Source organism: Kaistella montana, from assembly GCF_024436175.1.
Classification (GTDB): domain Bacteria; phylum Bacteroidota; class Bacteroidia; order Flavobacteriales; family Weeksellaceae; genus Kaistella; species Kaistella montana.
The window spans coordinates 983292-1007226 of record NZ_JANFQP010000001.1 but is presented as its reverse complement, the minus strand read 5'-3'; the positions used below and the strand labels follow the sequence as shown (position 1 = coordinate 1007226).

General features: G+C 32.7%; 17 protein-coding genes. 1 reads left to right on the top strand and 16 read right to left on the bottom strand.

Translation table 11 applies throughout. The features are described 5' to 3' along the window. Positions 1 to 93 precede the first annotated feature (93 nt). Positions 94 to 1416, top strand: a complete 1323-nt coding sequence (locus NOV28_RS04630; RefSeq protein ID WP_255928069.1) for a retropepsin-like aspartic protease family protein — start codon at positions 94 to 96, stop codon at positions 1414 to 1416. A 255-nt stretch (positions 1417 to 1671) separates the two neighbouring features. Here the strand turns inward: NOV28_RS04630 and NOV28_RS04625 are convergent, their stop codons facing one another. The 16 genes from NOV28_RS04625 to NOV28_RS04550 form a co-directional block, all read right to left on the bottom strand. Continuing rightward, complete coding sequence (locus NOV28_RS04625; RefSeq protein WP_255928067.1) at positions 1672 to 2058, bottom strand: hypothetical protein; 387 nt, start codon at positions 2056 to 2058, stop codon at positions 1672 to 1674. A gap of 225 nt (positions 2059 to 2283) precedes the next feature. Further along, the gene (locus tag NOV28_RS04620; RefSeq protein ID WP_255928065.1) at positions 2284 to 3930 is read right to left on the bottom strand and encodes a phospholipase D-like domain-containing protein; all 1647 of its coding nucleotides are present in this window, start codon (positions 3928 to 3930) and stop codon (positions 2284 to 2286) included. 51 nt (positions 3931 to 3981) lie between these two features. After that, positions 3982 to 4248, bottom strand: a complete 267-nt coding sequence (locus NOV28_RS04615) for a hypothetical protein (protein WP_255928063.1) — start codon at positions 4246 to 4248, stop codon at positions 3982 to 3984. Further along, the gene (locus NOV28_RS04610; RefSeq protein WP_255928061.1) at positions 4245 to 4532 is read right to left on the bottom strand and encodes a hypothetical protein; all 288 of its coding nucleotides are present in this window, start codon (positions 4530 to 4532) and stop codon (positions 4245 to 4247) included. Before NOV28_RS04610 ends, NOV28_RS04615 begins: the two co-directional genes overlap by 4 nt. Continuing rightward, positions 4532 to 5179 carry an SOS response-associated peptidase gene (locus NOV28_RS04605; protein ID WP_255928059.1) on the bottom strand — a complete coding sequence of 216 codons (648 nt, stop codon included), beginning with the start codon at positions 5177 to 5179 and terminating at the stop codon, positions 4532 to 4534. The genes NOV28_RS04610 and NOV28_RS04605 overlap by 1 nt, the downstream gene beginning before the upstream one ends. Before the next feature lie 15 nt (positions 5180 to 5194). Further along, positions 5195 to 5683, bottom strand: coding sequence for a thermonuclease family protein (locus tag NOV28_RS04600; RefSeq protein ID WP_255928057.1), 489 nt, complete (start codon positions 5681 to 5683; stop codon positions 5195 to 5197). 98 nt (positions 5684 to 5781) lie between these two features. Beyond that, the gene (locus NOV28_RS04595; protein WP_255928055.1) at positions 5782 to 7047 is read right to left on the bottom strand and encodes a Y-family DNA polymerase; all 1266 of its coding nucleotides are present in this window, start codon (positions 7045 to 7047) and stop codon (positions 5782 to 5784) included. Then, on the bottom strand, positions 7047 to 7520 hold the full coding sequence (locus NOV28_RS04590; RefSeq protein WP_123904270.1) for a LexA family protein: 474 nt from the start codon (positions 7518 to 7520) through the stop codon (positions 7047 to 7049). The genes NOV28_RS04595 and NOV28_RS04590 overlap by 1 nt, the downstream gene beginning before the upstream one ends. Before the next feature lie 390 nt (positions 7521 to 7910). Beyond that, a complete protein-coding gene (locus NOV28_RS04585; protein WP_255928050.1) occupies positions 7911 to 9641 on the bottom strand; it encodes a DUF262 domain-containing protein in 1731 nt (576 codons plus the stop codon). 24 nt (positions 9642 to 9665) lie between these two features. Further along, a complete protein-coding gene (locus NOV28_RS04580; protein WP_255928048.1) occupies positions 9666 to 10964 on the bottom strand; it encodes a DUF6161 domain-containing protein in 1299 nt (432 codons plus the stop codon). Then, positions 10964 to 15856 carry a DEAD/DEAH box helicase gene (locus tag NOV28_RS04575; RefSeq protein ID WP_255928046.1) on the bottom strand — a complete coding sequence of 1631 codons (4893 nt, stop codon included), beginning with the start codon at positions 15854 to 15856 and terminating at the stop codon, positions 10964 to 10966. Before NOV28_RS04575 ends, NOV28_RS04580 begins: the two co-directional genes overlap by 1 nt. A 347-nt stretch (positions 15857 to 16203) precedes the next feature. After that, positions 16204 to 18417, bottom strand: coding sequence for a VapE domain-containing protein (locus tag NOV28_RS04570; RefSeq protein WP_255928044.1), 2214 nt, complete (start codon positions 18415 to 18417; stop codon positions 16204 to 16206). Between the two features lie 94 nt (positions 18418 to 18511). Beyond that, complete coding sequence (locus NOV28_RS04565) at positions 18512 to 18793, bottom strand: helix-turn-helix domain-containing protein (protein ID WP_255928042.1); 282 nt, start codon at positions 18791 to 18793, stop codon at positions 18512 to 18514. Between the two features lie 145 nt (positions 18794 to 18938). Then, positions 18939 to 19832 carry a hypothetical protein gene (locus NOV28_RS04560; RefSeq protein WP_255928040.1) on the bottom strand — a complete coding sequence of 298 codons (894 nt, stop codon included), beginning with the start codon at positions 19830 to 19832 and terminating at the stop codon, positions 18939 to 18941. A 285-nt stretch (positions 19833 to 20117) separates the two neighbouring features. Beyond that, entirely contained in the window at positions 20118 to 21335 is a 1218-nt protein-coding gene (locus NOV28_RS04555; RefSeq protein ID WP_255928038.1) for a site-specific integrase, read from the bottom strand. A gap of 895 nt (positions 21336 to 22230) precedes the next feature. Further along, positions 22231 to 23862, bottom strand: a complete 1632-nt coding sequence (locus NOV28_RS04550; RefSeq protein ID WP_255928036.1) for a M1 family metallopeptidase — start codon at positions 23860 to 23862, stop codon at positions 22231 to 22233. Positions 23863 to 23935 lie beyond the last annotated feature (73 nt).

Here is a 23935-nt window from a genome sequence, read left to right as displayed (position 1 = left end):
GGAGGAAAAATTAATAATTTAATTATCTCAAAAGAATTGCACGTAAGTATTCGAAACCGAAATCATGACTATTTTTAACGAAAATTTAAAATAATGATAAAGAAAACTATCCTACTATTCACATTTATTTTTTTATCCTCAAATTACATTTTTTCACAAAAAGTGATTGAAATGACTTTTGAAAATGGAATTTATACGATCCCATGCAAAGTAAATGGAATACCTATGAAATTCGTTTTTGATACAGGTGCCTCCAACGTTTCAATTTCTATTACTGAAGCAAAATTTCTAATCAAACAAGGGCTTCTTAATGATGAGGACATAATAGGAAGTGTACAATATAAAATTGCAAACGGAGAGGTAGAAGAAGGAACTAAAATTATTCTAAAAGAAATTAATATTGATGGTTATATATTACACAATGTAGAAGCTAGTATAGTTCATCAATTAAATGCGCCATTACTTTTAGGTCAAAGTGCAATTTCAAAGTTAGGCACTTTCGAAATAGATGGAGGAAAACTAACTATTCAATCAAATAATTACAATAAATTAGAATTCTTGGGGATTGATTTAACTATGGATATCGAAGATTTTGGGTTAAGTAAAGTAAACTTAAATACTGAAGATCCCTTTCTGCCAATTGATTTCGAATACTTAAAGATAAGCAATAATCATTTTTTAAAAGATATTCAATTTGACAAACAAAAAGTCCTTTTTGACAATAAAGGCAATATCGCAATGATTGTTTTGCAAAAACTTACTGCTGGTAATGGCTACGAAAAGGAAGTCAAATCAAATGAGATTTATAAATCGCTTGTAAAAAAAATAGAGGAAAATTACTGGATAACACAGACCAAAAAAAAAAGAAATGCAACTTGGGAGTCTAAAGATCTGGAATTGCTAGTTAGCATTGATAATGAGAATTCTATAAACTTGATATACGTACCTAAGATTTTTAAAAATCTTAGTTCTGATCTAACTACTACGGGTAATAATAAATTAAAAAGTTTAGATAAGTCGGATAGTAAAAAAATAAAAGATTTAAGACTAAATATTGAAAAAGCTGTAAATAAAACTCTGAACGATCAATCTTCACAATATATTAGAAAATTTGCTCGGATATCTAACAACAATTTTGAATTTCATTCTGAAATTAAAATAGCATATGAAGGCTCAAAAAAGGAAGTCGACAAAGCAAATAAAATGATTGCATTTAATTATTTACGAGACTTAATTATATCAGATGACATTAAGTACATTTTACTAGAATGTGACTTTGATTATTTGACATTCACAACTCAGATTACCGATAAATATCATAACAAAACAATAAGTGAAAAGAAGATTTCTAAAAAAAATCTAATGAATTTAAAGGTACCTTTTACTGAAAACGAAATAACGGAGATTTTAGAATAATAACAATGAGCAACAACAATTATAAGTGATTAATAGTGCTCGCCAACTTCTAGACTGCAGGCTTTCAGCTCCGGAGTGCGGAGTGGAGGGCAAAGGTTCGCGTTGGCAAATTGACTATAATTGCAATTATGTTATTTGCTGTGGCAGAGCGGTGTAATTTTAACTTTATAAAAAAAGAATCAAATGAATTGAAATAAGTAGTAACACATTGATACCAAAGTTTATAATGTTTTCTATATTTTGAAATGGTGTTAGTTATTTACTTGATTCTGCAATTACAATTGCTTTTTGTACTATTGATTTTACAGGTCTATCATTGTCAATATAATCACAATATATTATAGGTTTAATAACTTCAATTATAAATAGATTTTCTACGCTATCTCCAATAATAGTAGCCTCACAGTCTGTACGAGTTTCATTGTATGGCTCATCTATTGGATTATGAAATGATAAACCCGTAATGTTTGCCGAATTTTTGAATAGGTCTTCTTCAATTATGCCTTTTAACTTGTTGACATTTCGTAAAATAGAACTATCCGCATTAAGATTTAATACTTTCTTTTCGATTTCAAAAAGCTGATTAATTAAATCTATATATTCTTGAGGAACTTTACACAGGGTATTTCTTAATTCTTCCATAATTAATAATTTTTTGCTGTTGGCTCATTCCGTTTTTGTAATAATTCAAGAATTTCTAAGGTATTAATATAAACCATAGTAACGATATCAAAGCTTTTTGATTTAAACGAATGTGAATTTTTATTTTTTAAATATATGAAAAAAAGCAATTAAATGAATATAAAAGCAAAACCAGATTGACAAAAAATAAAAAAATCTACCTCGGTGAGATAGACTTTCTTTTGATTATTTTTTGATGATTTTGGATTGGTATTTAAGATCTCCGATGGTGATATTAACAAAGTAAAGTCCTTTAGGATAATTGCTTAAATCAATGGATGCGTTATGTGCGTTTGCAAAATCTCGTTCGGTTATTAAGGTTCCGGCTACACTGTACACGGATATTTTACCTTTAGAATTCATTAAACTGCCATCTGCTTTTAAAGAAACTAAACCATCTGTTGGGTTAGGATAAAGAATAACATTTTTTTTGTTTGAAGCTGTTTCAGGTACTGCAAGTACGCCACCGGCTTCAAGATAAAGGTATTGGAATGCTTGATAATATTGGTCAGCAATTGTTTTATCGTGAACGATTATGGTATTTTCATCATTCCTGTTTTCTGCAGAAGCACTCCAATTGTGCGAACCAGTAAGAATAATTGGATCTGAAGAAGCATTGAAATTATCTACTAATAAAAATTTGTGATGCATTACACCAGAACCCCCATATTGAACAATTTTATTGGAACCAATTACACTTTGTAAGGTAAGAAAATCGTTACCTGAAGGGTTTTGAGTATCAAAAACACCTTCAACAGCAAGAGAACCAGCATTGTATTTGTCTAATAAAGCATCCCTAATATCATTGTTTGTAATAAGCATTGTGGCTATTTCGAGGTCTGTATTTGCCGAATTAATGACATTAATAATTTGTGAAGTCACTCCATCCGTAGGGCTAAAATAGCTATTAACAACTTTACCACCGATGATAAAAGAATGAGGTGTGTTATTGGTTTTTAAAGGACCAAATTTAGAATTTACATAATCAGGAAGTAAATCCGATGTTCCCCACATTTCATCAAATTCAGTTTTATATGCTAAAGCAAGAGCTTGATCTTGAATAGCGATTGCATTGTTCTTATCGGGACCATCAATTTGAGCAACCGTCCAGTTTGTAGAACCAGTCCATACCCAAGGTTTATTCGGATCAGAACTATTTGCATCAAACACTACGAATTTATTATGCATAATTCCGTAATCGGAATTATTAGGGCTAGCCAAAATAGGAATTGAAGGATTTAAGAGTGGGATCATTTGGCTACCAGTACTGCCGTCATAAATTACCCTAACAACTACACCACGATTGTATGCGTTGTTAATAGCACCAGCAATACCGGAGGTAGTGCTTGGTGAATAACTATTGTAAATTGCAATATCCAAAGTACTTTGACAAGAATTAATATAACTGATCAGCATTTCATCCAAAGTATTTCCTAGATTTTGAGCAGTTTGATATTGAGCTGCAGCAGTATTAACCGTATGATTGAAATAAACATTCATTACCCCAGAAGATGCCGAAGGCGTCGCAATGATACTGGAATTGTATTCTTTATTTAGATCATCATTTAAAACATATTGGAAAGTAATAAATTCAGAAGGACTAAAATCAGTAATAATGTAAGAATTAGCTTTATTGCTATCAGCAATGAATTGCTTTTCAGTAAGCGATTTTGAATTATAGGCAGTGAAAGTAACACTTTTATCAAATGAAATTTCAATATTATTTGGATTGTAAGTAATTGAATAATCCTTTTCTTTTATGGTTGTTTGGGAATAAACCAAGGAAGAAAACAGACTTAATATGAAAAAGAAAAAAGTAGATTTTTGATTCATTAGAAGGCTTATTTAAGTTATGTAAAAGAATAAAGTAATTGTCGTTAAATGCTATACCATTTCAACAGTAATTTTGCCTTCGGAAATAAATATCCGAAAATCTCCATGAATTTCTGCGGCTTCTTTTAATTCAGCATAAAGTTCCATAATATAAATATGGTTATAATACGCTTCCATTTCTTCGCCATCAGTACACACTTTTTGTATTAATTCATCAGAAAAAATTTTAGAATTTTTGGAAACATTTACATTAGTAAGACCATACTCTTCATTTAATTGTAATAGAAATTTTATGTCGCAATCAGGAATATCTATCATATGTTAAAATTTAATTCGGTTATATCTATATCATTTTCGTCCATAAGAACAGGGATTTGCCCTTCAATTAATTCACACATTTGAATTAGAGCGTTAACATTATTATCCTTTAATCCTCGAAAATGATTTAATGTAAATTCATATTTTTCACCAATATCAACAGCATCTGCCAAATGACTTAGTTCACCAGCTAGAGCAAGATTAACGATGTTATCAAATATATTCTGCCTACAAAAAATTAAATCTTGTACAGCAATAACCATTAATTCTTTCTGTGATTTCATTAGAAAAGCGTTTTAGGGTCGGACGAAGCATCTAAATTTATCGCTAAAAGCTCGGATTCATGGTTAGGAAAAGCAAAATCTTCAATAGCTCTATCCTTTAACCATTCCATTTCAATCGATTTATTCAAAACTATTGGCATTCTGTGTTTTGTATTATGGATTTCTGCCATAAGTTCATTGGCTTCTGTAGTAACAATTGAAAAAGTTGTAATGTCTTTTCCTGATTCAGTGTCCGTCCAATGGCTATAAATTCCACCAAGAGAAAATATTTCCTGATCCTTTACTGTAAGGAAATGCTTGTTTTTTTCTTTCCCTTTATCATCTAACCATTTCCATTCATAAAAGCCCTTAACAAGAACTAAACACCTTTTGTTATAATTATTTCTATAAGAAGGTTTTTCTTTAATGGTTTCAATCTTTGCATTTAAAGTTTGCTTTCTAATATCCTTATTTTTAGCCCAAAAAGGTATTAACCCCCAATAAGCAGTAGTAGCAATATTTATATCTTCATCTAATATTACAGGAACAAGGGAGTGTGAAAAACCATTTAGAAACTCTGTTGGTTGATAATGTTCACCATCAAACCGAACATTGTATGAATTTTCTATTTCTTCTTCGGAAAGACTTGTATTAATGAAGTAACACATAGTAATAGGATTTTATCAATTAGTAAAATTAGCTTCTCTTTTTTGTTTACGAAATTCCCAAGGAGAAATAGCATTAGGATCTTGCCATAAACCTAATTTAGCATTCATAGCAAGATTTTGTAACTCACCTAAACTTTTGTCATTAGAGTACTGGTAAAACCACCAACCATAACCTGCTTTAATGATTTCAGCAGAAAGATATTTATTATCGTAATAAATTTTAGCAATGGTTCTACCATAACGATCAGTATCAGTTTCTATGAAACTAATTGTTTTCCCAAAAATCTGACCGGAGGTAAATTGTTTCGCGTTTTTACCAAAAGCTTGACTGCTTTCGGGACAATCAACTTCTGCAAGTCGTAAAGTTTTTTGAATATTACCATCAAGCAAAACAACAACGGTATCACCATCTTTAATACCTACTACTTTACCCGAAACCTGGGACCAGAATAAATTGGAAAGGAATAAAAAAAATATCAAAAGTAAAGGGTAATTTTTTTTCATATTCTGAACGGATTATATGAGTAGAAATAAAAAGCGAAGCTTTTCTTTTTTGCATTCAATTATTATCTTTTACGTTAAAGTAAAGATAAACAATAATTTTATTTTGCTTTTACTTTGATAATTTGGTTTAATTCTGTGGAATATCTCGGTGAGAGGTTCTTTTGGTTCATCTTCCAAGTCCTTTGGATATCCATAGATGCTAATTTTATTTTATCAGCTCCTAATCGGCAATTCATACGATCCATTACTTTCAGTAAAGGTTGATGCTTTTCAAAATTATCTGTATCAAAAAGACTTGTCATTCTTTCAGTGTCCGGCACAAACTCAGTTACCATTACGCCAGCTTTTTTGTACTGAAAGTATGGTAAATAAATCTGATTTAGTGCTTTTTTAGCGGCTTTAGCCAGCTCAATTGCAGAATTTGAGGGATTGGGTAAAGTAATAGTAACGGAGTTACTATACTGCTTTAAATCCTTTTTAAACCTGTCTGTAGTAATCCAAACTGTAACATAACGGCAACAAGAATTTTGACTTCTTAATTTTTCGGAACATTTAAAGGCAAAAGTTGATACTCTTTCCTCTAGTTCAGAAAGTTCGGAAGTTCTTTTGTCAAAAGTTCTAGTAGTAGCAATGCCTTTTTTAGGCTTTCTTATTGATAAATCATACTGAGGAATACCTCTTAATTCTTTGTGCATTCTAAGGCCGTAAATACCCATTTCTTTCTGCACAAATGCTTCGGGAAGTTGGGTGAAATCCCAAGCTGTTTTTATTCCTCTTGCAGAGAATCTTTCGTAATATCTTCTTCCAATACCCCAAACATCTTCAAGCGGAAACCATTTCAAAGCTTTTTCAATTTTCTCCGGTGTATCTATCATGTAGACACAATTGGTTCTTTCGGGAAACTTTTTTGCAATTTTATTGGCAACTTTAGCAAGGGTTTTGGTTGGAGCCAGTCCAATGCTTGTAGGCAAATCAAGACCTTTAAAAACAAATTCGCGTAGTTCTTCGCAATGTTTCTGCAAGTCAATATAAGGGTAACCGTGGAAGTCTAAAAATGATTCGTCAACACTATAAACTTCAATGTCCTTGCAATAGCGACGACAGATATTTACAACTCTGTTGGAAATATCACCATACAGCACAAAATTAGCAGAGAATACGGCAACGCCGTGTTTGTCTGCAATATCCTTAAATTGAAAATAAGGTTCGCCCATTTTGATACCTAAAGCTTTAGCTTCATTGCTCCGGGCAATGGCGCAGCCATCATTATTGCTTAATACCACAACAGGCCTAGAACGAAGTTCTGGCCGAAATATCCGTTCGCATGAAGCGTAGAAATTATTTCCGTCGATTAAGCCAAACATTATTTTCTTAGTTTATGTAGGTTCCAAGTAGATACTCCCCATAATTCGAAATCGGTATCTTCAGTAATATCGATGTCATCATAAGCCGGGTTCTCGGACTTTAATTTAATGGTCTTTATTTTCAAAGAATTGTCATGATATTTTGGCTTAAATCTTTTTACATAGAATTCGCCATTGTAAAACACTACAACAATATCATTTTCCCTTGGGAAAAGTCCTTTTTGGACGATTAGTGTATCTCCATCATAAATCCCTATACCATTTAAAGAATCACCTGTAACAGTGGCAAAAAAGGTTGTTTCCTTGTCCTTAATTAGAAGTTTAAGTAAGTCAATTGAATCCTCCGGAAAATCTAATGCCGGACTTTCAAAACTACCATAACCACCTGCTTTGACCTTTGCTGGAAGCAAAGGAATTGCCATATTTGATTCATTATCAATACGGTAAAGTTTTATAGGGTTACTCGGATTCATTTTGTAAAGTTAGAAAATAAAGCAAAGTAATGCGGAAAATAAACTTAGCTATGAATGTAATTTATTCATTTTCAGATATAAAAAACTTATCCTCAAAAGAAAAAGCGTTGGAGAAATATACAGCCAAGGAATGAGCAATCCCAAGCGTAGAGAAGCTACGTGCAGGGTTGAGAAATGACGACCTGGATATTTTAGTTTAGGCTCCTACCAATCAACACTTTCTTTTGAAATACACTTTTTAAAATTCTTTTGCACCTCTAAACGATATTCATAATTTGAATTCATTAAACTTTGCATAAAGGATTGTTTCCCAATATCAAAGTTAGAAGTAGAATATTTATAATTGAATAAATATAAGCATTGTGCAATTATCATAAATACAGTAACTTTTTATGCTTCCTGCCAAATCTTAACTGCTTTTTCATAGAGATAATTAGCTCTTTTTTGAATTTCTAGTTCATTCCATTCTTCAATAGCGAGGAATGGTGATAGAGTTTCAATTCCACCGGAGAAATGTCGTAATCCTTCTTTTGTTCCTTGACCGTCCTTTTTTGTTGCCCAATTTGAATCTCTAATCGATGCGTTTAGTGATTGTGTAATAATAGCTAGATTTCCTAAAGTAAGTAATTTGAAGTTTCTGAAATCTTTTTCTTCTTTAGTTTCTACAGGACTCCATTTATTAATCCACTTTTTAGGCATTAAATGTTCAAGAGAGTACATTTTCATTCCTCGTAAGCCAGTGGAATGTCTTGTATTGTCGCGAATTTTAGATTCAATCATATATAAAACACCAGCTGCTTGACTATTTACAATAATAGAATTATCAAACCCTACTTTTAGCTGCTCATTATTAGGGAAGAAATTAATTTTATTATCGCTTTGTGCAATGATTTCCATAAACTCCTCTTTTGAAAGTATCTGGTTATTAATCAAACGATCTGAAAAGAGTTGGTTATAATTTTTAGGGGTAGCTTTTACAACAAGTCTTCGAAGTAAATAACTTTCCAAGAAACCAAAAAGCTCATTTCTTTGGTTTTCATTTGCAACATTTTTGAGGACGTATAAAACATATGGTAATAAGGTTGAGTTATCCAAGCCGAAAATAATTGCATTTATCCGCTCTATACCATCAGTAGAAGGAAGTTCTTCTTTGACAATTTCTGAATCAAAATTATTAATAAACAATAAGGCATATTCACGAATTTCCTTAAGAATTGCATCTTTATTTAAACCATAATCCTTGATAAATCTTTTATAGGATTCAAATAAATTTTCAACGCGAGAGAAATCAATTTTGTCCTGGGTTTTAACGTTTAAGCCATCTTCCTGAATTTTAATTTGAAGATACGAATAAAAGAAAAGATCAATAACGGTTCTACGAATTCTACCAGTAACGACTTCGCGATCCCAATATAAATAAGTATCATCATCCTTTTCAAAAATATCTTTCCAGTATTCATTATACTTGGTAATTTCGTCTCGTTTAAAGAAATAGTTTTTAAGTAATTCAGCAGTAGTAAGACGAACACCGAGAGAATTAATAGTATCAAAAATTTGTTGCTCATCTTCGCCTAAATTAAGATCAATACCAACAAAAAGAATATTATCTAAGATATCATAGAATTCTAATTTTTCAAGCAACTCTTCTTCCTCAATACTTTTTTTGAAATACTGATAAGCCTGCAGAATATGGTCATTCTCGGAAATATTTGTAAAATTGGACAATTCAGTTAGATAAACTACTTTATTAAATGATTCAATATCATTATGATTATGTAATAAGATGATTTTCTTATCGCGTTGCTTTTTGAATGTTTCCGTAAAATCTGAATCATCACCATTCATCAAACAAAGTACTTTCAAAAAAATATTGAGAGTAGTAAGGCGTTGCTGACCATCAATAACAGTAAGGACCGCATCTCTATCAGATGAAGTTTCTTGTTGCTTAAGAATGACAGAACCTAAAAAATACGGACTGCGATTCTCGGAAACCATTACCATATCCTCCAAAAACCTTTTCCATTGTGGTTCATCCCAAACGTAAGACCGTTGGAAAAAGGGAATTTCTAAATTACGCCCTCTGTTGAATATTTCTCTAATTGTGCGTTTTCCTGCTTCCATAGTTATATTAATATTAATTTGTATTTACTTTATTTTTTCTATTATTGAAGATATACCAGGCATTGTGGGAGAAGAATCGTCTTTTAATAAACCGGTTTCGGATCTGCTAAATAAGGATTGAAAAACGATGGTTCGCTCTTCTTCTGTAATATTACCTTTACTTAGCAGTGAAATGTATAAATAAGTAAGTTTTTCTCTTTCTTCAGCATCACGTGCCAAATGGAGATTACTGAATATATATTTTAGTAATGCTCTTATCACCACAAAAAAAATTGAAACAAATATCAAAAAAACAAAAGACCAGCGTAGGGCTTTTGATTTATCGCCACCAAATAATGATTCTAACAAACCTTCTGGAGTAAACCAAAGAAGAAAATATACGAATACAGCAAAAATTAATGATGTTACTCCCAGAATAATCATTAATGTATTAGCATTTTTTTTTAGATCCGTTGCTTTATCTCGCCAATACTGAACTGGTTCCTTCAGTTTTAGTAGTTCACTATATTGATTTTGAAGGTTATTAAATTCTTCATTTGTTGATGAGAACAGATTTTGAAAATTTTCATTAGTATTTTTTGTGAACTCTACATAATTATTCTTTTGAAAAATCAACCAATTTGCTAATATATTTCGTGAATTTGCAATTCTGTTCTCTTCATTAGTACGATATCTCTCATAATCTAATTCTGTTTTTTTTTGAAATTCGATTACTTCATTTTGGTATGTATTAGCAAGAGTTGATATTTCTGATTTTAAAGCACCAAAGGCTCTTTTCTCGCTTTCCCTTCTGTTAAAAATTTGTGAATTATTCCTATTCTCAAACTCATAAGCCAATATGATTGGAGTTATTGTATTTTTGGAACTGAAGTTAACAGAATTGCCTACCATATAATTAAATGCTGGTGAGAAATAATCCGCATTCCTTTTATATAAATCAATTAAAAATTCAACAGCTGCTGCCTTAGCAGTAAATACATTTGTAGAAGGATTTAAATATCTTTGTACATTACTATTTAATTGATATTTTACACTATCACTACCATAAGTTGAATTTCCAATATATTGGTTTATGAATGAATCTAATTCACGGACCCCAGTATCAAAATAATTTATAGAATCACGAAATAGATTTTCATATATTAATAATTCTTCTGCTTTCCAATCTTTTTGCTGTTTTATAAAAAACTCATAAATATTGTAAAGACCAACCAAATGATAAGACTCATCAATATGCGGTAATTTAACAGTAATCTCAAAAGTATTAAGGATTTCAGTATAGGATGAATCCTTTATTTTTTTGCGTAACTCTTTTAACTCCATTACTCAAAATTTAGTTTTGGAAGGCTGTTAACGATTTCCACGGTTTGGACGGAAACATTGATGATGCTGAGGAGCAAATCTAAAATGTAGCGGGGGTTTCCAACTTCGTTTGCCCAATCGTTTGGATTATTGGTAATTTTACTGTCTTTATGGGTTGTTATCTGGTAGCGTTCCATAATCCATTCTATTGCAGATTTACCGTTTACAATGTATTCGTATGCTTTTTCCGGAATGTTTGAAATGACTATGTGGCTGTTATAAATAATAGTGTCTTTCTGTCCTTTTTTAGGAAAACGCATTTTATCTACAAGGAAATTATTAGTATTTGCACCTACGACATTTACCTCTGGGTATGCAGGAACCGTCTCATAATTGAGGTGTAAATCTGCTAATTTGCGTCCTGCTTTAGAGAATGCCCAAAAATTTTTAACATCTTCTACCAAAGGTAGTTTAGGAAGCATTTTTTTTAGGTCGCTGGCAAAAGTTTCTCGGTATTCTTGCGAATGCAAGAAACCATAAACATAGTAGAAAATATCTTCTTTAGTAACATTTTTGCCATATTGTTTTTTAGCTCTTTCTAATATATAATCTGAAACCGCATCTCTTCTTACATAATCTGTTTCATTAGGGTCATCAAACAAACTTTTTTGTGTGGTTTTAGGTTCTTCATAAAAATACAATGGGAAACATTGATTGTTGAACTGAACTTGATAATCAGTCAGATTTTGCGATAACAAAGTTGAAAATAATTTTGAATTTCCAACTCCTGGAATTGAAATAATACTATTCTTTTGTAAATTCGAAGGGAAGAAAATTTGATTTAAGCCAGGTGATTCTACAAATTCTTTACTATAATAGATAAAAGATTTTGTAAACGGCCGATAATTTTCAATTCTTATACTTTTTGTAGATATACTATGATATTTAAAGCGTGATAAATCATTCTTAAGCGAGCGAGTCCAACTGATCATTGACGGATTTTTATCAATGAATTTATCAATATCAAAATTTTTGTCAATTGGCTGAATATTTTCAAATTTTTTAACCTCAGAATTATAAAAGGTAGTCATGGAAGTTAGTTTATCAAGCACAGTCCCTTTATTAAAATTAATAACCCAAGCATCTCGACTTGATAAAATGCCAGGACCTTGAATGATAAAAAATGATTGTGCTTTAATATCATATTTCTTTTCAGGAGCCAAAGGAATAAAATCATCAAAAACAGAATTTCTATGATTAATCCAATCGCCATGCTCGTTTGGTTGTAAAGTTGAAAGTTTTAAACTTTCATTTAAGAAAGTTTTGTTTTCTTCTATTATTTTTAGTTTTTCCTCTCTCGATAAATAATCGCCAATATCTTTATAGAAAATTTCAGCCTTTTCATTTTTTGATTCAGGGTTCTTCACCAAAAGAGTAATGGAAATAGGAGTTCTACTACCACTACCGAAAATTTTACCACCTTCTTTTCTACTTAATTCGCCACTAGTTCTCTGGTTTCCTCTTAAATTAAAAACATAAATAGAATCAAATTCATTTTCTAAAGACTTACGAAAACCATCTGTGGAGTTACCGTCTAACCAAGCGCCATTAGAAACAAAAGCAATGATCCCTCCATTTTCAGGATCTAAACGGTCTGTACTCCAACGGAATGCTTTTATATAAGCATCATACAAAGATTTATTTAAACCAGCCTGAGAACGTTGCGCATATGTATCGGCAATACGCTTATCCAATTTAGGATAAGACTGATTTTGTGCATTATCATTAGCGGATTTTTGACCAATAGAATAAGGAGGATTACCAATGATAATCCGTACAGGTGTTTTTTGTTGGTCTTCCACGCGCTTACTATTTTGAGGGAACATTTCATCGAATAATTGTTCCCCTGTTTTAGTTTCACCCAATTGGAAAGTATCTGTTAAACAAATGCCATCAAAAGGATGATACACTTCTTTGCCAATGCCATCATCAGGATCAGGCGTTAAATCGTGATAAACACTTTCAATATTAACTGAAGCAATGTAATATGCCAATAAGACAATTTCGTTTGCGTGAATTTCTTTTTTGTACTTCCTTTCTAAATCTTCGGGCTTTATAACGCCACTTTGTAATAATCTAGTAATGAAAGTTCCTGTTCCTGTAAATGGGTCTAATATGTGAACATTTTCATCTGAAATATTACGATTGAATTCTTTTTTAAGAACATCTGCAACCGAATGAATGATAAAATCTACCACCTCTACAGGGGTATAAACAATCCCTAGCTGTTCTACCATTTTAGGGAAAGCCGTTTTAAAGAATTTGTCGTACAATTCTATGATAATTTTCTGTTTACCCTCTGCATTATCAATTCCAGATGCACGCATTTTAACGGATTCATAGAATGATTCTAAGGTTTTAACATCTTCTTCAATGGTTTCTTCTTCTAATAAATCGAGCATTTTCTGCATCGATTTACTCATCGGGTTACTGTTAACAAAAGAGAAACCTTCAAACAAAGCTTCAAAAACTGGTTTTGTAATGATGTGCTGGGAAAGCATATCCACCGCCTGTTCTTGCTCAATAGAAGGGTTTATATTTTTACGAAGACCTTTTAAAAAGTTTTCGAACTCTTTGGCGTGTTTTGGTGAATCTACAATAAGCTGGATAATTCTTTCTTTTTGGCGCGTTGCAATGTCGCCAACAGATTTTGCCCATTGTTCCCAATAACGCCTATCACCAACCTTTTGTACCATACGAGCAAAAACTGCATTTTGAAGTTCCTCAAATTGAATTTGTAATTGCTTTTCTATTGTTTCAGATGAGCCACCTTCATAAGTTCCATTAGAGACTGGATTGCCATCATCATCAAAAGATACGGTAGAGCCTCCAACTAAAATATTGCTAGGTTTTTTCTTATTGAGTTCAATTTTATTTACAGTAGCATTAAAACGATCATCATGGGCACGAAGTGCATTAAGAACCGTCCAAACTACTTTGAAACGTTCGTTGTCATTAAGAGCTTCTTCTGCACTTACAGTTGATGGAACTACAACAGGGATAATGATGTAACCGTATTGTTTGCCTTCTGATAATCGCATTACACGTCCAACTGATTGAACCACATCTACCTGACTATTTCTAGCAGATAGAAACATAACTGCATCTAGAGAAGGAACATCAACCCCCTCGCTCAAACATCTTACATTTGTAAGAACTCTACATTCATCTTCATTTGGTTCATCCTTTAACCAGGATAATAATTCCTCCCTTTGAGTGGCGGACATACTACCATCAATATGTTTTGATGCAACAGAAACAGTAGAATTTCTATTTTCTTCAGGTAGGGCTTCAATGTAAGTATCTGAAATATTATTTAATGTTGATGTAATAGTTTGTGAATTAGCAATAGTAGAACAGAAAGCCACCGCTCTTTTCATAGGATTAGGGTCTGTAGATTTTATAATGCCCTCGTCACCTAAAACTTGTTTAGATAGTGCATTTATACAACCAATAAGCTTTGGCATATCATCTATCTTAATTTCACTTTCTCCATTAGAAATCATATCTTGAATTGCAGGAGGTACATCATTTTCACTAAGCGTGAGAATTAAAACTTTATAATCAGTAAGTAATTTTTTTCCAACAGCCTCGCCAAATCCTATTCTATAAATTTCATCACCATAAATACTCTCATCATCCATTGACCAAAGCAAAGCCTCAGCCTGTGCAGCTTTACTTTTTGTTTCTTGATCATACAAGCGAGGAGTAGCCGTCATGTATAATCTTTTCTTTGCTTTGATAAAATTGTTATCGTGAACTTTAGTGAAAGAAGACTCGTCTTCTGAAACCAATTTTGCACCAGTAGTTCTATGTGCTTCATCACAAATAATTAAGTCAAATTCAGAAAACTCCGGATATATTTCTGATATTTCTTTTTGAGCTTTTGAGATAACATCAATTGATTGATAAGTGGAAAAAACAACTGTCATTCCATCATTAGAATGTGTCTTAAGACGTGAAAACTGATGAATGATATTAGGAACATTTGTAGAAGCAGGTAGAGCTAAATCAATAACTGAAGTTGTATCAATATCTACAGCTTTATTTTTTTTCTTAGTAATTTCAGGATCAGAACATATACAAATAGGATTGATTTTTTCTAAAGCCTGAGCACTCCATTCATTTAGAGTCTGTCCAAGTAAAGCGATTGAAGGTACTAAGAATAGAATAAGCCCCTTACCATTTGTTTCATTTTCTGCGATACGAAGGGAAGTGAAAGTTTTACCCGTACCACATGCCATAATTAATTTTCCCCTATCATTTTCTTGAAAATATTTATGGGTGTTTTCAAGTGCATTTTTTTGATGCTCTTTTAAAGGATATTTTTTAGGTCTTGCTAGTTCTCCAGTTATATTGTTTTCAAGTTTGTCCCATTCAACAGGAGCATTATTTAAATCGAAAATATTAATTCTTGAAACCGGAGGATGTTGATTCTTTAAAGATTCTTCCGCATTTGTAGACCATTTACTAGAAGTAGAAACCCACAGTCTTTGAGCAAAATGCATAGTTTTTAAAGTTTCGACATCTTTAAATGTTCTACTTGAAGTAGATAAAAATGTATCAACAGATTTTTTATCAATAACTGTGCTTTCTGCAAAACACTTACATTGAATTGCCCAATAATCGCCATCATTTGTCAATGCTACTAAGTCAATCCCAGTATCTGTACTGCCTAAATCTGCTTTAGAAGGAAATTCATTCCACATCCAAACTTTCTTGAATAAATTTGAATATTTCGGATCCGTTAATAAATATGCCTTTATTAATCTTTCGAATCGTTCTCCTTTATCTCTTTGTGAAAATGAAATTTTACGATATTTTTCTAAAACAGTTTTAAAGCTAACTCCCATATAAATAGTTTAATTGTTAAATATACAAAGTGCAATTGAAAGTACAAAAGAGAAATTAAAATTTGAGTAAGTAAGTAACCAAATTTCGACAAAAGAAAAATTTTATTTTTTTAGGAATTATTTTTCCTATTAAAATAATAATGATTGATGCAATGTAAAGAAGTCTTCTGAATAGGATGCATAAGATTTCACTGAATTCATGTATTTTTTTTAATAAGAAAAATAAAAAAAGTTTTCTTCAAAAAAATGCTTACTTATCTTACTCACCACTTTAAATGAAAAACAGTGCAAAATGCACTGTTTTGAGTTTTAGAATGTTTATCAGTTGAAAACAATATTTTAATCGTTTAATTTTCAAATCGATATGGGATTTTAGGCATTGATTCTTCTTCGGTTGCTTTTGTTTCCATAGAGCGATTTCTTTTATCCACTTCGTCAAAATCAAATTCCTTTACTGGATATACATAGGCGTGGTTTTTTGAATATCTCTGAAAGCCGTGTTTCTTTAATGCTTTACCAATTTTATTGACTGTCCCATCTGTTACATGAAGGTTTCCGAGTTCAGCTAAACGGACCGCAATTTGAGAAGTGTTGTAAAATTTATTTGCGGTTTCCTTTGTTGCTGGTTCAAACCAAGTAAGCAATAATTCTTCCTCGGGACTTTTTAACTGATACTGTTCGTTGTTCTCATTGATTTGTTTGATTTCTTCCTGGTTGAACCAATGGCGGAAGCCGGATTGGTAGAGTTTGAAAGCTTGGGCGTAGCACAAGTTTATATCAATTTCATGTTGGTATTCGATGTGTTCCAATTCGAAGCAAAGAAAACGGCGTGAGCCTGTTGTATCATTCAAAAATTGAGCAGTGTTAACTGATCCGGCAAAGCTGGCGCGTCGGGGCATATTTTCGTTGTTGTGACCATAAGCTTTTCTCATTCTGATATGGGTTTTTGTAATGAGTTCTTTTAGGGAACCAATTTCAGTTCTGTTAAGGTTTTCCAATTCATCTAAGTTAATTAGCATACATTCTGCTAAGTGAATAAGAGTGTCTTTGTTATTAGGATTTACGGTTCCGGAAAATATGTATTGTTTTAGTTCAGTAGGCATTAGCTTTTCAATCCAAGTGGTTTTTCCTAAACCTTGTTTTCCGGAAAATACAATTACAGTCTGATTGATTTGCTTTTCGTTGAGTACACAAGCCACCATCGCAACAAACCATTTTTTGAAACATTCTTTCCAAAGGTCCGGTTTTGTGGTAGTTATCGTCATTGCCAATTCTTCTATATAATCTCTTTCGCCTGTATATTCCACCAAATTTTCGAAATAATCTTTGAAAGGATCGTAGGTTTCGCAGAAATCTGAGTGAAGCAAATTCCGGAGGGAATTTATGCTGCATCTTACTTTTGCTTTTTGAATTTCCCGAAGAATTGAGTTTTCTTTAAAGTCGGTGATATACTTCCAAACTTTACCATTCACTCTGCGATATTCTAATTTTCCAAGGACTTCGTTGTATCGGAATTTGTATCTGTTGTTGAGGAAGTTTTCGAGTTTGTCGATTTGTGCGGGTTCTTCTTCTTCATCAATTGTGGTGCTAGACGACTGATTATTACCAGCTGATTGATCACTAGAAACTCTTTTTTTAATTGAAGTTTTTGGAGAATTTGCTGGTTTATTTTGGAATTTAATTTGATCTGTGCCATGTTCGTTTGTATTATTATATGCGCTTTTTACTGCTGTCATTATTTCTTGACTATTGTAGTCATAATCTGCTAAAATGTACCCTAATGCAAGGGTTTCAGGGATGCCGATTCGGTTGAGATTGTTGGCCAATTGGAAAACGAAGTTATTCCGATTGCCTTCCACGAATGATTCCTTTTTTTCAGTAAAAGAAATAGCATGAGCATAGATCGCGTCATAGTTTGTAGTTTGAGGAAGCGATGAGAAAGTAGTTTTGCTTTCTGCAGCAAGCATTTTCTCAAAATTTTGTTCTGGTTCTTCCGGTTCTTCTTCAGCTTCATCTGATTGTAAGCTAAAGACGGTGCTGGCTTCATTCACGAAAATTTCAGGATCGAAGGAAAAGAAACAAAGCCGGGTAATGTCTTTGCCTGATTTATCAATTTCAAGTTTTAAAAGCTCTTCGAAATATTCTTGAAGTTTTAGAAATGATTCTTTGTGTTGAGTTTTATCCGCATCAACTTTAACAAAGATTTTTAGGCCATTGCCCGAAGGGCTTGTAAATGCCGCAAAAACAAAAGGGTTTTGTTTTATAGCCTCTTTGGCATCAACAAGTTTTTCCTTAGAAATTTTATCTATATCCAGTACGACTAAAGCATTGTAGTTTGTAAGGAATTCCATTTTTCTGCCGCCTTTAAAGGTGGCAGAAGGAGTAAAAGCCGGAAGGGCTTTTTTTACTTTTTCAGCTGCTTCTTTTTTTTCTTCAGCAAGGGATTTTCGTAAATAAGTTATAGCATTTCGATAAGTTCCATTTTTGATATCATCAAAAATTTTTAATATGTCTTTTTGTTCAACGACTTCGTTGAAGTTTTTGAATATGGTGGATTTCATTTTTTGAGATTTTAGAAGTTAGAGGTCAGAGGTTAGTAAAAAGCCCTCACAGGATTTGAGGGCTTTTGTTCTTCAGCAACCTGTTCAAGGATTATCATTTCTTTGCGAAAGCTGCGTTTCGGTAATCCTGAATGAATTTTTCTACATCAGATAGTTTGTAGTAGATTTTGTTTCCAACTTGGGAAAAAGAAATTTTCCCTTCATCGCGCCAGGTTTGTGCGGTACGCAAAGAAACATCCAACATTTCCAGAAACTGTTTATTGTTTAAATAGGTTTCTGTTCTTCGTGGGTTGGAGTTAATAAGACGATCTTGGATATCGTCGATTTTAGCGATTAGTTGATTGAACTGTTCTTTGGATAAGATAATTGCTTCCATAATAATATTGGGTTTAAGATTATGAAGCAAAATTGAAAGAAAGAAAAAAGTCCGATGAGTCCAATTTAGTCCGATTGGACTAAATTATTTTTAACTCACTGAAATTTAGTATTTTGAAATATTAAACAAATGTTTAAAAAATGGACTAGAAGTTTACTTGCATATCAGCATTTGGATCTTTATCATTTCTTCCTGGGGAAAGGTATGTTTGCAAAGTGTCTTTAGATAAAGCATTTCCGTTTTCGTCCACAAAATTATCCGCAATAAATGCAACCATATCTTTGATTTTGCCTTGGATGTATGGTTTACCAGTAGGCTTTACGGAAGTCATCATTTGCTTGAATGCATTGGTCAAAATATTAATTGGACCATTCAAAACAATTTTTTCATTCTGTGAATTTGTATTATTTGGAGTTTGTTTTGATTCTTCGATTTCTGCCCGGAGTATTGCTAATGTTTGAATTTTACCGATGAGCTTTTCACATTCAACATCAAAGTCAGGAAGTTTTTGGCTTTTCATGACTATATCTGCTGTTCTGTACTCGTAAATTTCGGAAGTGAGAAAATATATCTTTTCTTTATGATCCGGCAAATTATCTATCTCTAAACGTGTTTCTTTAAATGAAAAATATCTTTCTTCACTTTCTGCATTGATGTATTTTTTTGCAGGTTTTACTTTATCTGTTTTTGCAGCTTCATCAGAAAGTTTATTTCTTTTGGTTTCAATACAGGTATAAAATTTAACAAGCCGACTTTGATTTCTCGTACCAGAAAACAATTCTTCATTGAGGGTTAAAAGCTTTTCAAATTTGTTGAGCCATTTGTTAGGATCATTGACCAAATTGCAATGATGAGATATAAAACCGGGAATTTGGGAGTGTGTTATCGTGAAGGAACGATAAAGCAATAGTTGGCAGTATTCGTCATTGGACTGCTTTGGTGTTTTTTCAATATCGAAAAGGTGGTCGAAATCGTCCGAAGATTTTACGGACGAAAATTGCACGAAAGGTGCAGATTCCTTCATGAGATAGCGTTCCATAACGAGAAAAGATTTGATTTTAAATGGTAATTATCAATAATGCATCAGTTTAACTGGTATTTCTGATGATAAGCAAGAATGAATCATTTTCATTTCAAAATTAATGCATTTTCATTGCTATTTCATCATTTGACGAAAATAATGAATTATAAAGCAAAAGTCAATAGGAAGTTATTAACAAAGGTCAGATTTTAATGCAAAATTATTAATTTGAGTAAATATAGTACTGGAAAGAAAAATCACTTCAGAAAAAATCTGAAGTGATTGAGGATAAAAAAATGATATTTAGATTACATAAGCATCGACTGCTTTGTTCAGTTCATCGTTTACAATTTTAGCATAAATCTGAGTGGTTGAAATACTTCTGTGGTCAAGTAATTTGCTTACATATTCAATTCTCATCCCTTTATTCAAAGCCATTGTAGCAAAAGTATGACGGCTTAAGTGAAAGGTAAGGGAGAAAGGGAATTTTAGTTTTTTTCCTAATTCTCTTAGGTGCTTTCCACAAATTGTATTGCAGCTGCCAACGAGTGAGTTTCTTTTCTCTTCCGAAAATAAATGAAAATCTGCATTTTTAATAGCCGGGAAGATGAAGTTTCCTTTTGATTTTCCTAGAGTTCTGTATTTTTCAATTATTTCTAGTGCTGTCTTTCCAATTTTAAAAGCATGAATTCTACCTGTTTTTTCAATTTCTTTTCTAATGATTTGCTCTTGCTCATTGAAATTATCCCAAGTTAGGGTTACTACATCAGAAAAACGAAGCCCACCAGCTGAAACCGAAAACATAAAAAGATCGCGGTATAATTCAGCTTTTGATTTCGTTGTAAATTTCGCTTCTCGAAGCTGGTTAAATTGTGCCTCTGTTAGAAATTGTCTTTTGCTAGGTTCTACCTGAAGTTCTAAATTTTTGAAGGGGTATAAGGTTTCTTCAATAAGTCCTTCTTTCTGGGCATTCTTAAACATCATCGAAAGAACGATCATGCTTAGTTTTTGGGTGGTTTTATTATTGCCGAATTTTTGATTACGATAAAGCATATAATCTTGTAGTAAAACGACGGTGATATCGTCAAACATAAGATTATCATCATTTACATATTCTTTAAACTTCTTAAGCTGACTGCGGTAGACATCATAGGTGTTAATAGAATAATTGGATTTAAGTTTTTCTAGTTTTTCTTCTGAATATTTAAAGAAGGGAAGACAATCTTTTCCTTTTACTGCTTCTTTTAGTCTCCTTGCACTTACTGTTTTATGCTTTCTTTCGGTATCTGCAATTGTACCAGCTGCATCAGCAATTTTCTTTGCAAGCATCGCATTAATACGAGTGCTGTTTTTGAAGTTCTTTTTTAGTTTGTGATTCTTTTCATCCCACTGACTAGGCAATGCTTTTACACCTGTTGAAATAAATTTTGACTGACGATTTTGAATCAATCGGATATAAAGAGGGCAAAGGCCGTCTTTATCTTTCTGCTGTGTTCTAAAAACAAATTTAACTGATGCCATGATAAAAAAAGATTAAAGTTGTGAAACTAAAAAAGTATATTTGTGCAATGCAATGCAAACGACTGATATATAAGATATTCAAACGGGTGCAAAGTAAAACAAAGGTACAACATTTGGTTCAACAAATACGATTTTTCTATGCTTTTTTTTACTTTTTATTGCATAGTTAAAAAACATAAATCCTTATTTAATAAGCATTTGAGAGCAAAATGGGTGATAAGATTTTATAATTGGGATAACACTCAAATATACGCATCTTTTCCAAATCCCCAAATAATCTTTAAAATTATTATGAAATTGTAGGCAAACCGTCTTTATATATAGTATTGTGCATTATTTTATATTGCGTATTATAGATTGTTTTTCTATAAATTCACTTCTATGTTGCTGTTTTTAAGATATTTTAACATATATAAAAAACGAAGCACCTTGTGTTAAAAAAAAGAGCCAAGAATCAAGAACAACAATCAAAATCTCTCTCTTTTGAATAACTGAAAAAGAAAAAACTTTGTGGTTAAGTTTTAAGCACAGCCAATTTTGTCCAACTTTAAACTACAGCTATTCAAACCTTCACTCCACCCAAAAATTCCAAAACCTCTTTTAAGCAATCTATAAAATCATACAGTATATTTCCCTAACTTGTAGATTCATTTGAATTATTCTTAATTATTTGCTAATATTTTGGATTATTCGCAATACAATTTTTCTATAGCGACCTTATACCTACCTTATAGCTACCTTATACAAACCTTATTGCTACTCTCATTATTCAATTAAAAATAAAAGCATCGTGTTTTTCAAAATATGAAAATACGATGCTTATAGACTAGGTTTATAAAAGGAATAATTTCATACCCTTTGCTTAAACCTTCCAACCTTCCAACACTCCCCACCCCTACAAAGAAGAATAATTAACATAATAATTATCATCAAACACCGCCGGAGCATCAGTCTTCAGCGTAATTGTCTGCCATTCTTTCGTGGGCGAAATCACCTGGTTTCCGTTGATGCGGATAGGGAGTTTCAGTTGTTCCACTGCATTTTGGTAACGGAATTTCAATACATTTCCGGTTTGGGAATACTCAAGAGTAGGGATTTTCGTAGTTCTTAAATACTGATCGAAAACCGACGAAAAATCAATCCCCGATTTTGTAGAAATATAATCTTCAATCTGTTGGGTCGTAACCGTTTGGTGATAGAAATCCTTATTTAAACCCCGAAGAATTTGCCGGAACTTTTCATCATCATTAATTACTTGGCGGATGGTGTGGAGCATATTCGCGCCTTTGTAGTACATATCGCCACTGCCTTCGTTTCGGATGCCATATTTCCCGATGATTGGAATATCGTTTTCTACCGCTTTTCTTGTCCCTTTTACATAGGTTTCTGCGGATTTTTTATCCATGTATTTTTCTGTAAATAAAGTCTCAGAATACGCTGTGAAACTCTCATGAATCCACATATCTGCCTGATCTTTTGCCGTAATATTATTCGCAAACCATTCGTGCCCGCTTTCGTGGATGATGATGAAATCCCAATTCAAACCAACCCCAGTTCCCGATAAATCTCTTCCCAAATAGCCGTTTTCATAGCGGTTTCCGTACGCAACATTGCTTTGATGCTCCATTCCCAAATACGGACTTTCCACCAATTTATACGAATCTTCATAGAAAGGATAGGCGCCAAACCAGTATTCAAAAGCCTGAATCATTGGTTTTACCTGGTGAAATTGCTTTTTCGCTTTTTCTAAATTATAATCCAAAACCCAATAATCTAAATCCAATTTTCCTTTTTCGCCATCCAATTGGTCTTTGAAATTCACATATTTTCCAACGTTCGGAACAATAGAATAGGGGTTAATCGCATTTTTAACTTCCCAGGTATAGGTATTTTTGCCCTTTTCTTGGGTTTGTTTGATCAATCTTCCGTTCCCGACGCCCACTAAATCTTTTGGGGTAATGATTTTCATCACCATTCCTTGATCGGGTTCGTCGCTCCAGATGTCTTTCGTAGGCAACCACAGCGAAACTCCAGCGCCCTCTTGCGCAACACTCATGAAGGGATTTCCGTTTTGGTCTTTTCTGAACACCCAACCACCGTCCCAAGGTGCTTTCTTGGCAACTTTCGGGTTCCCGGAAAATTGTATGGTGAAACTCAATTTCTCACCTTTCTTAAAGGTTTTTTTGGTTTCAATAAAGATGAAATCGCCTTTTCTGATCGGGGTAAAGCATTTCTTCAGTCCAATGAACTGATATTCCATCGGTTGTTGCAAATCGATTTGGAAAACAGGATTCTTAATATCTTTCGTGATTTCGAAATGAATCAGATTGCTTCCAGAAACCGTCTTCTTTTCGAAATTGGGTTCCACAGAAAGTTCATACTTTTTCACATCCCAGAAATCGCGGTATTTGGTGTTTGAACCTTTTAAAGTATCTTCATTTTTAATGGTTTCACCTTTAGGGAAAAGGTTTTGTGATGCTGCAATCCCGAAGAACAAAAGGGAAGCAACGAGGGTAATTTTTCTCATAGAAATGGTAAGTAATACGAAAACAAAGATAAATATTATTTGCTAGCGAACCGCCTTTTCGCGTTTGGCGCAG

What these genes read in the sequence shown, in the direction of transcription:
- NOV28_RS04630 (WP_255928069.1), top strand. Translation starts at nt 94, where the DNA reads ATGATAAAGAAAACTATCCTACTATTCACATTTATTTTTTTATCCTCA.
- NOV28_RS04625 (WP_255928067.1), bottom strand. Translation starts at nt 2,058, where the DNA reads ATGGAAGAATTAAGAAATACCCTGTGTAAAGTTCCTCAAGAATATATA.
- NOV28_RS04620 (WP_255928065.1), bottom strand. Translation starts at nt 3,930, where the DNA reads ATGAATCAAAAATCTACTTTTTTCTTTTTCATATTAAGTCTGTTTTCT.
- NOV28_RS04615 (WP_255928063.1), bottom strand. Translation starts at nt 4,248, where the DNA reads ATGATAGATATTCCTGATTGCGACATAAAATTTCTATTACAATTAAAT.
- NOV28_RS04610 (WP_255928061.1), bottom strand. Translation starts at nt 4,532, where the DNA reads ATGAAATCACAGAAAGAATTAATGGTTATTGCTGTACAAGATTTAATT.
- NOV28_RS04605 (WP_255928059.1), bottom strand. Translation starts at nt 5,179, where the DNA reads ATGTGTTACTTCATTAATACAAGTCTTTCCGAAGAAGAAATAGAAAAT.
- NOV28_RS04600 (WP_255928057.1), bottom strand. Translation starts at nt 5,683, where the DNA reads ATGAAAAAAAATTACCCTTTACTTTTGATATTTTTTTTATTCCTTTCC.
- NOV28_RS04595 (WP_255928055.1), bottom strand. Translation starts at nt 7,047, where the DNA reads ATGTTTGGCTTAATCGACGGAAATAATTTCTACGCTTCATGCGAACGG.
- NOV28_RS04590 (WP_123904270.1), bottom strand. Translation starts at nt 7,520, where the DNA reads ATGAATCCGAGTAACCCTATAAAACTTTACCGTATTGATAATGAATCA.
- NOV28_RS04585 (WP_255928050.1), bottom strand. Translation starts at nt 9,641, where the DNA reads ATGGAAGCAGGAAAACGCACAATTAGAGAAATATTCAACAGAGGGCGT.
- NOV28_RS04580 (WP_255928048.1), bottom strand. Translation starts at nt 10,964, where the DNA reads ATGGAGTTAAAAGAGTTACGCAAAAAAATAAAGGATTCATCCTATACT.
- NOV28_RS04575 (WP_255928046.1), bottom strand. Translation starts at nt 15,856, where the DNA reads ATGGGAGTTAGCTTTAAAACTGTTTTAGAAAAATATCGTAAAATTTCA.
- NOV28_RS04570 (WP_255928044.1), bottom strand. Translation starts at nt 18,417, where the DNA reads ATGAAATCCACCATATTCAAAAACTTCAACGAAGTCGTTGAACAAAAA.
- NOV28_RS04565 (WP_255928042.1), bottom strand. Translation starts at nt 18,793, where the DNA reads ATGGAAGCAATTATCTTATCCAAAGAACAGTTCAATCAACTAATCGCT.
- NOV28_RS04560 (WP_255928040.1), bottom strand. Translation starts at nt 19,832, where the DNA reads ATGGAACGCTATCTCATGAAGGAATCTGCACCTTTCGTGCAATTTTCG.
- NOV28_RS04555 (WP_255928038.1), bottom strand. Translation starts at nt 21,335, where the DNA reads ATGGCATCAGTTAAATTTGTTTTTAGAACACAGCAGAAAGATAAAGAC.
- NOV28_RS04550 (WP_255928036.1), bottom strand. Translation starts at nt 23,862, where the DNA reads ATGAGAAAAATTACCCTCGTTGCTTCCCTTTTGTTCTTCGGGATTGCA.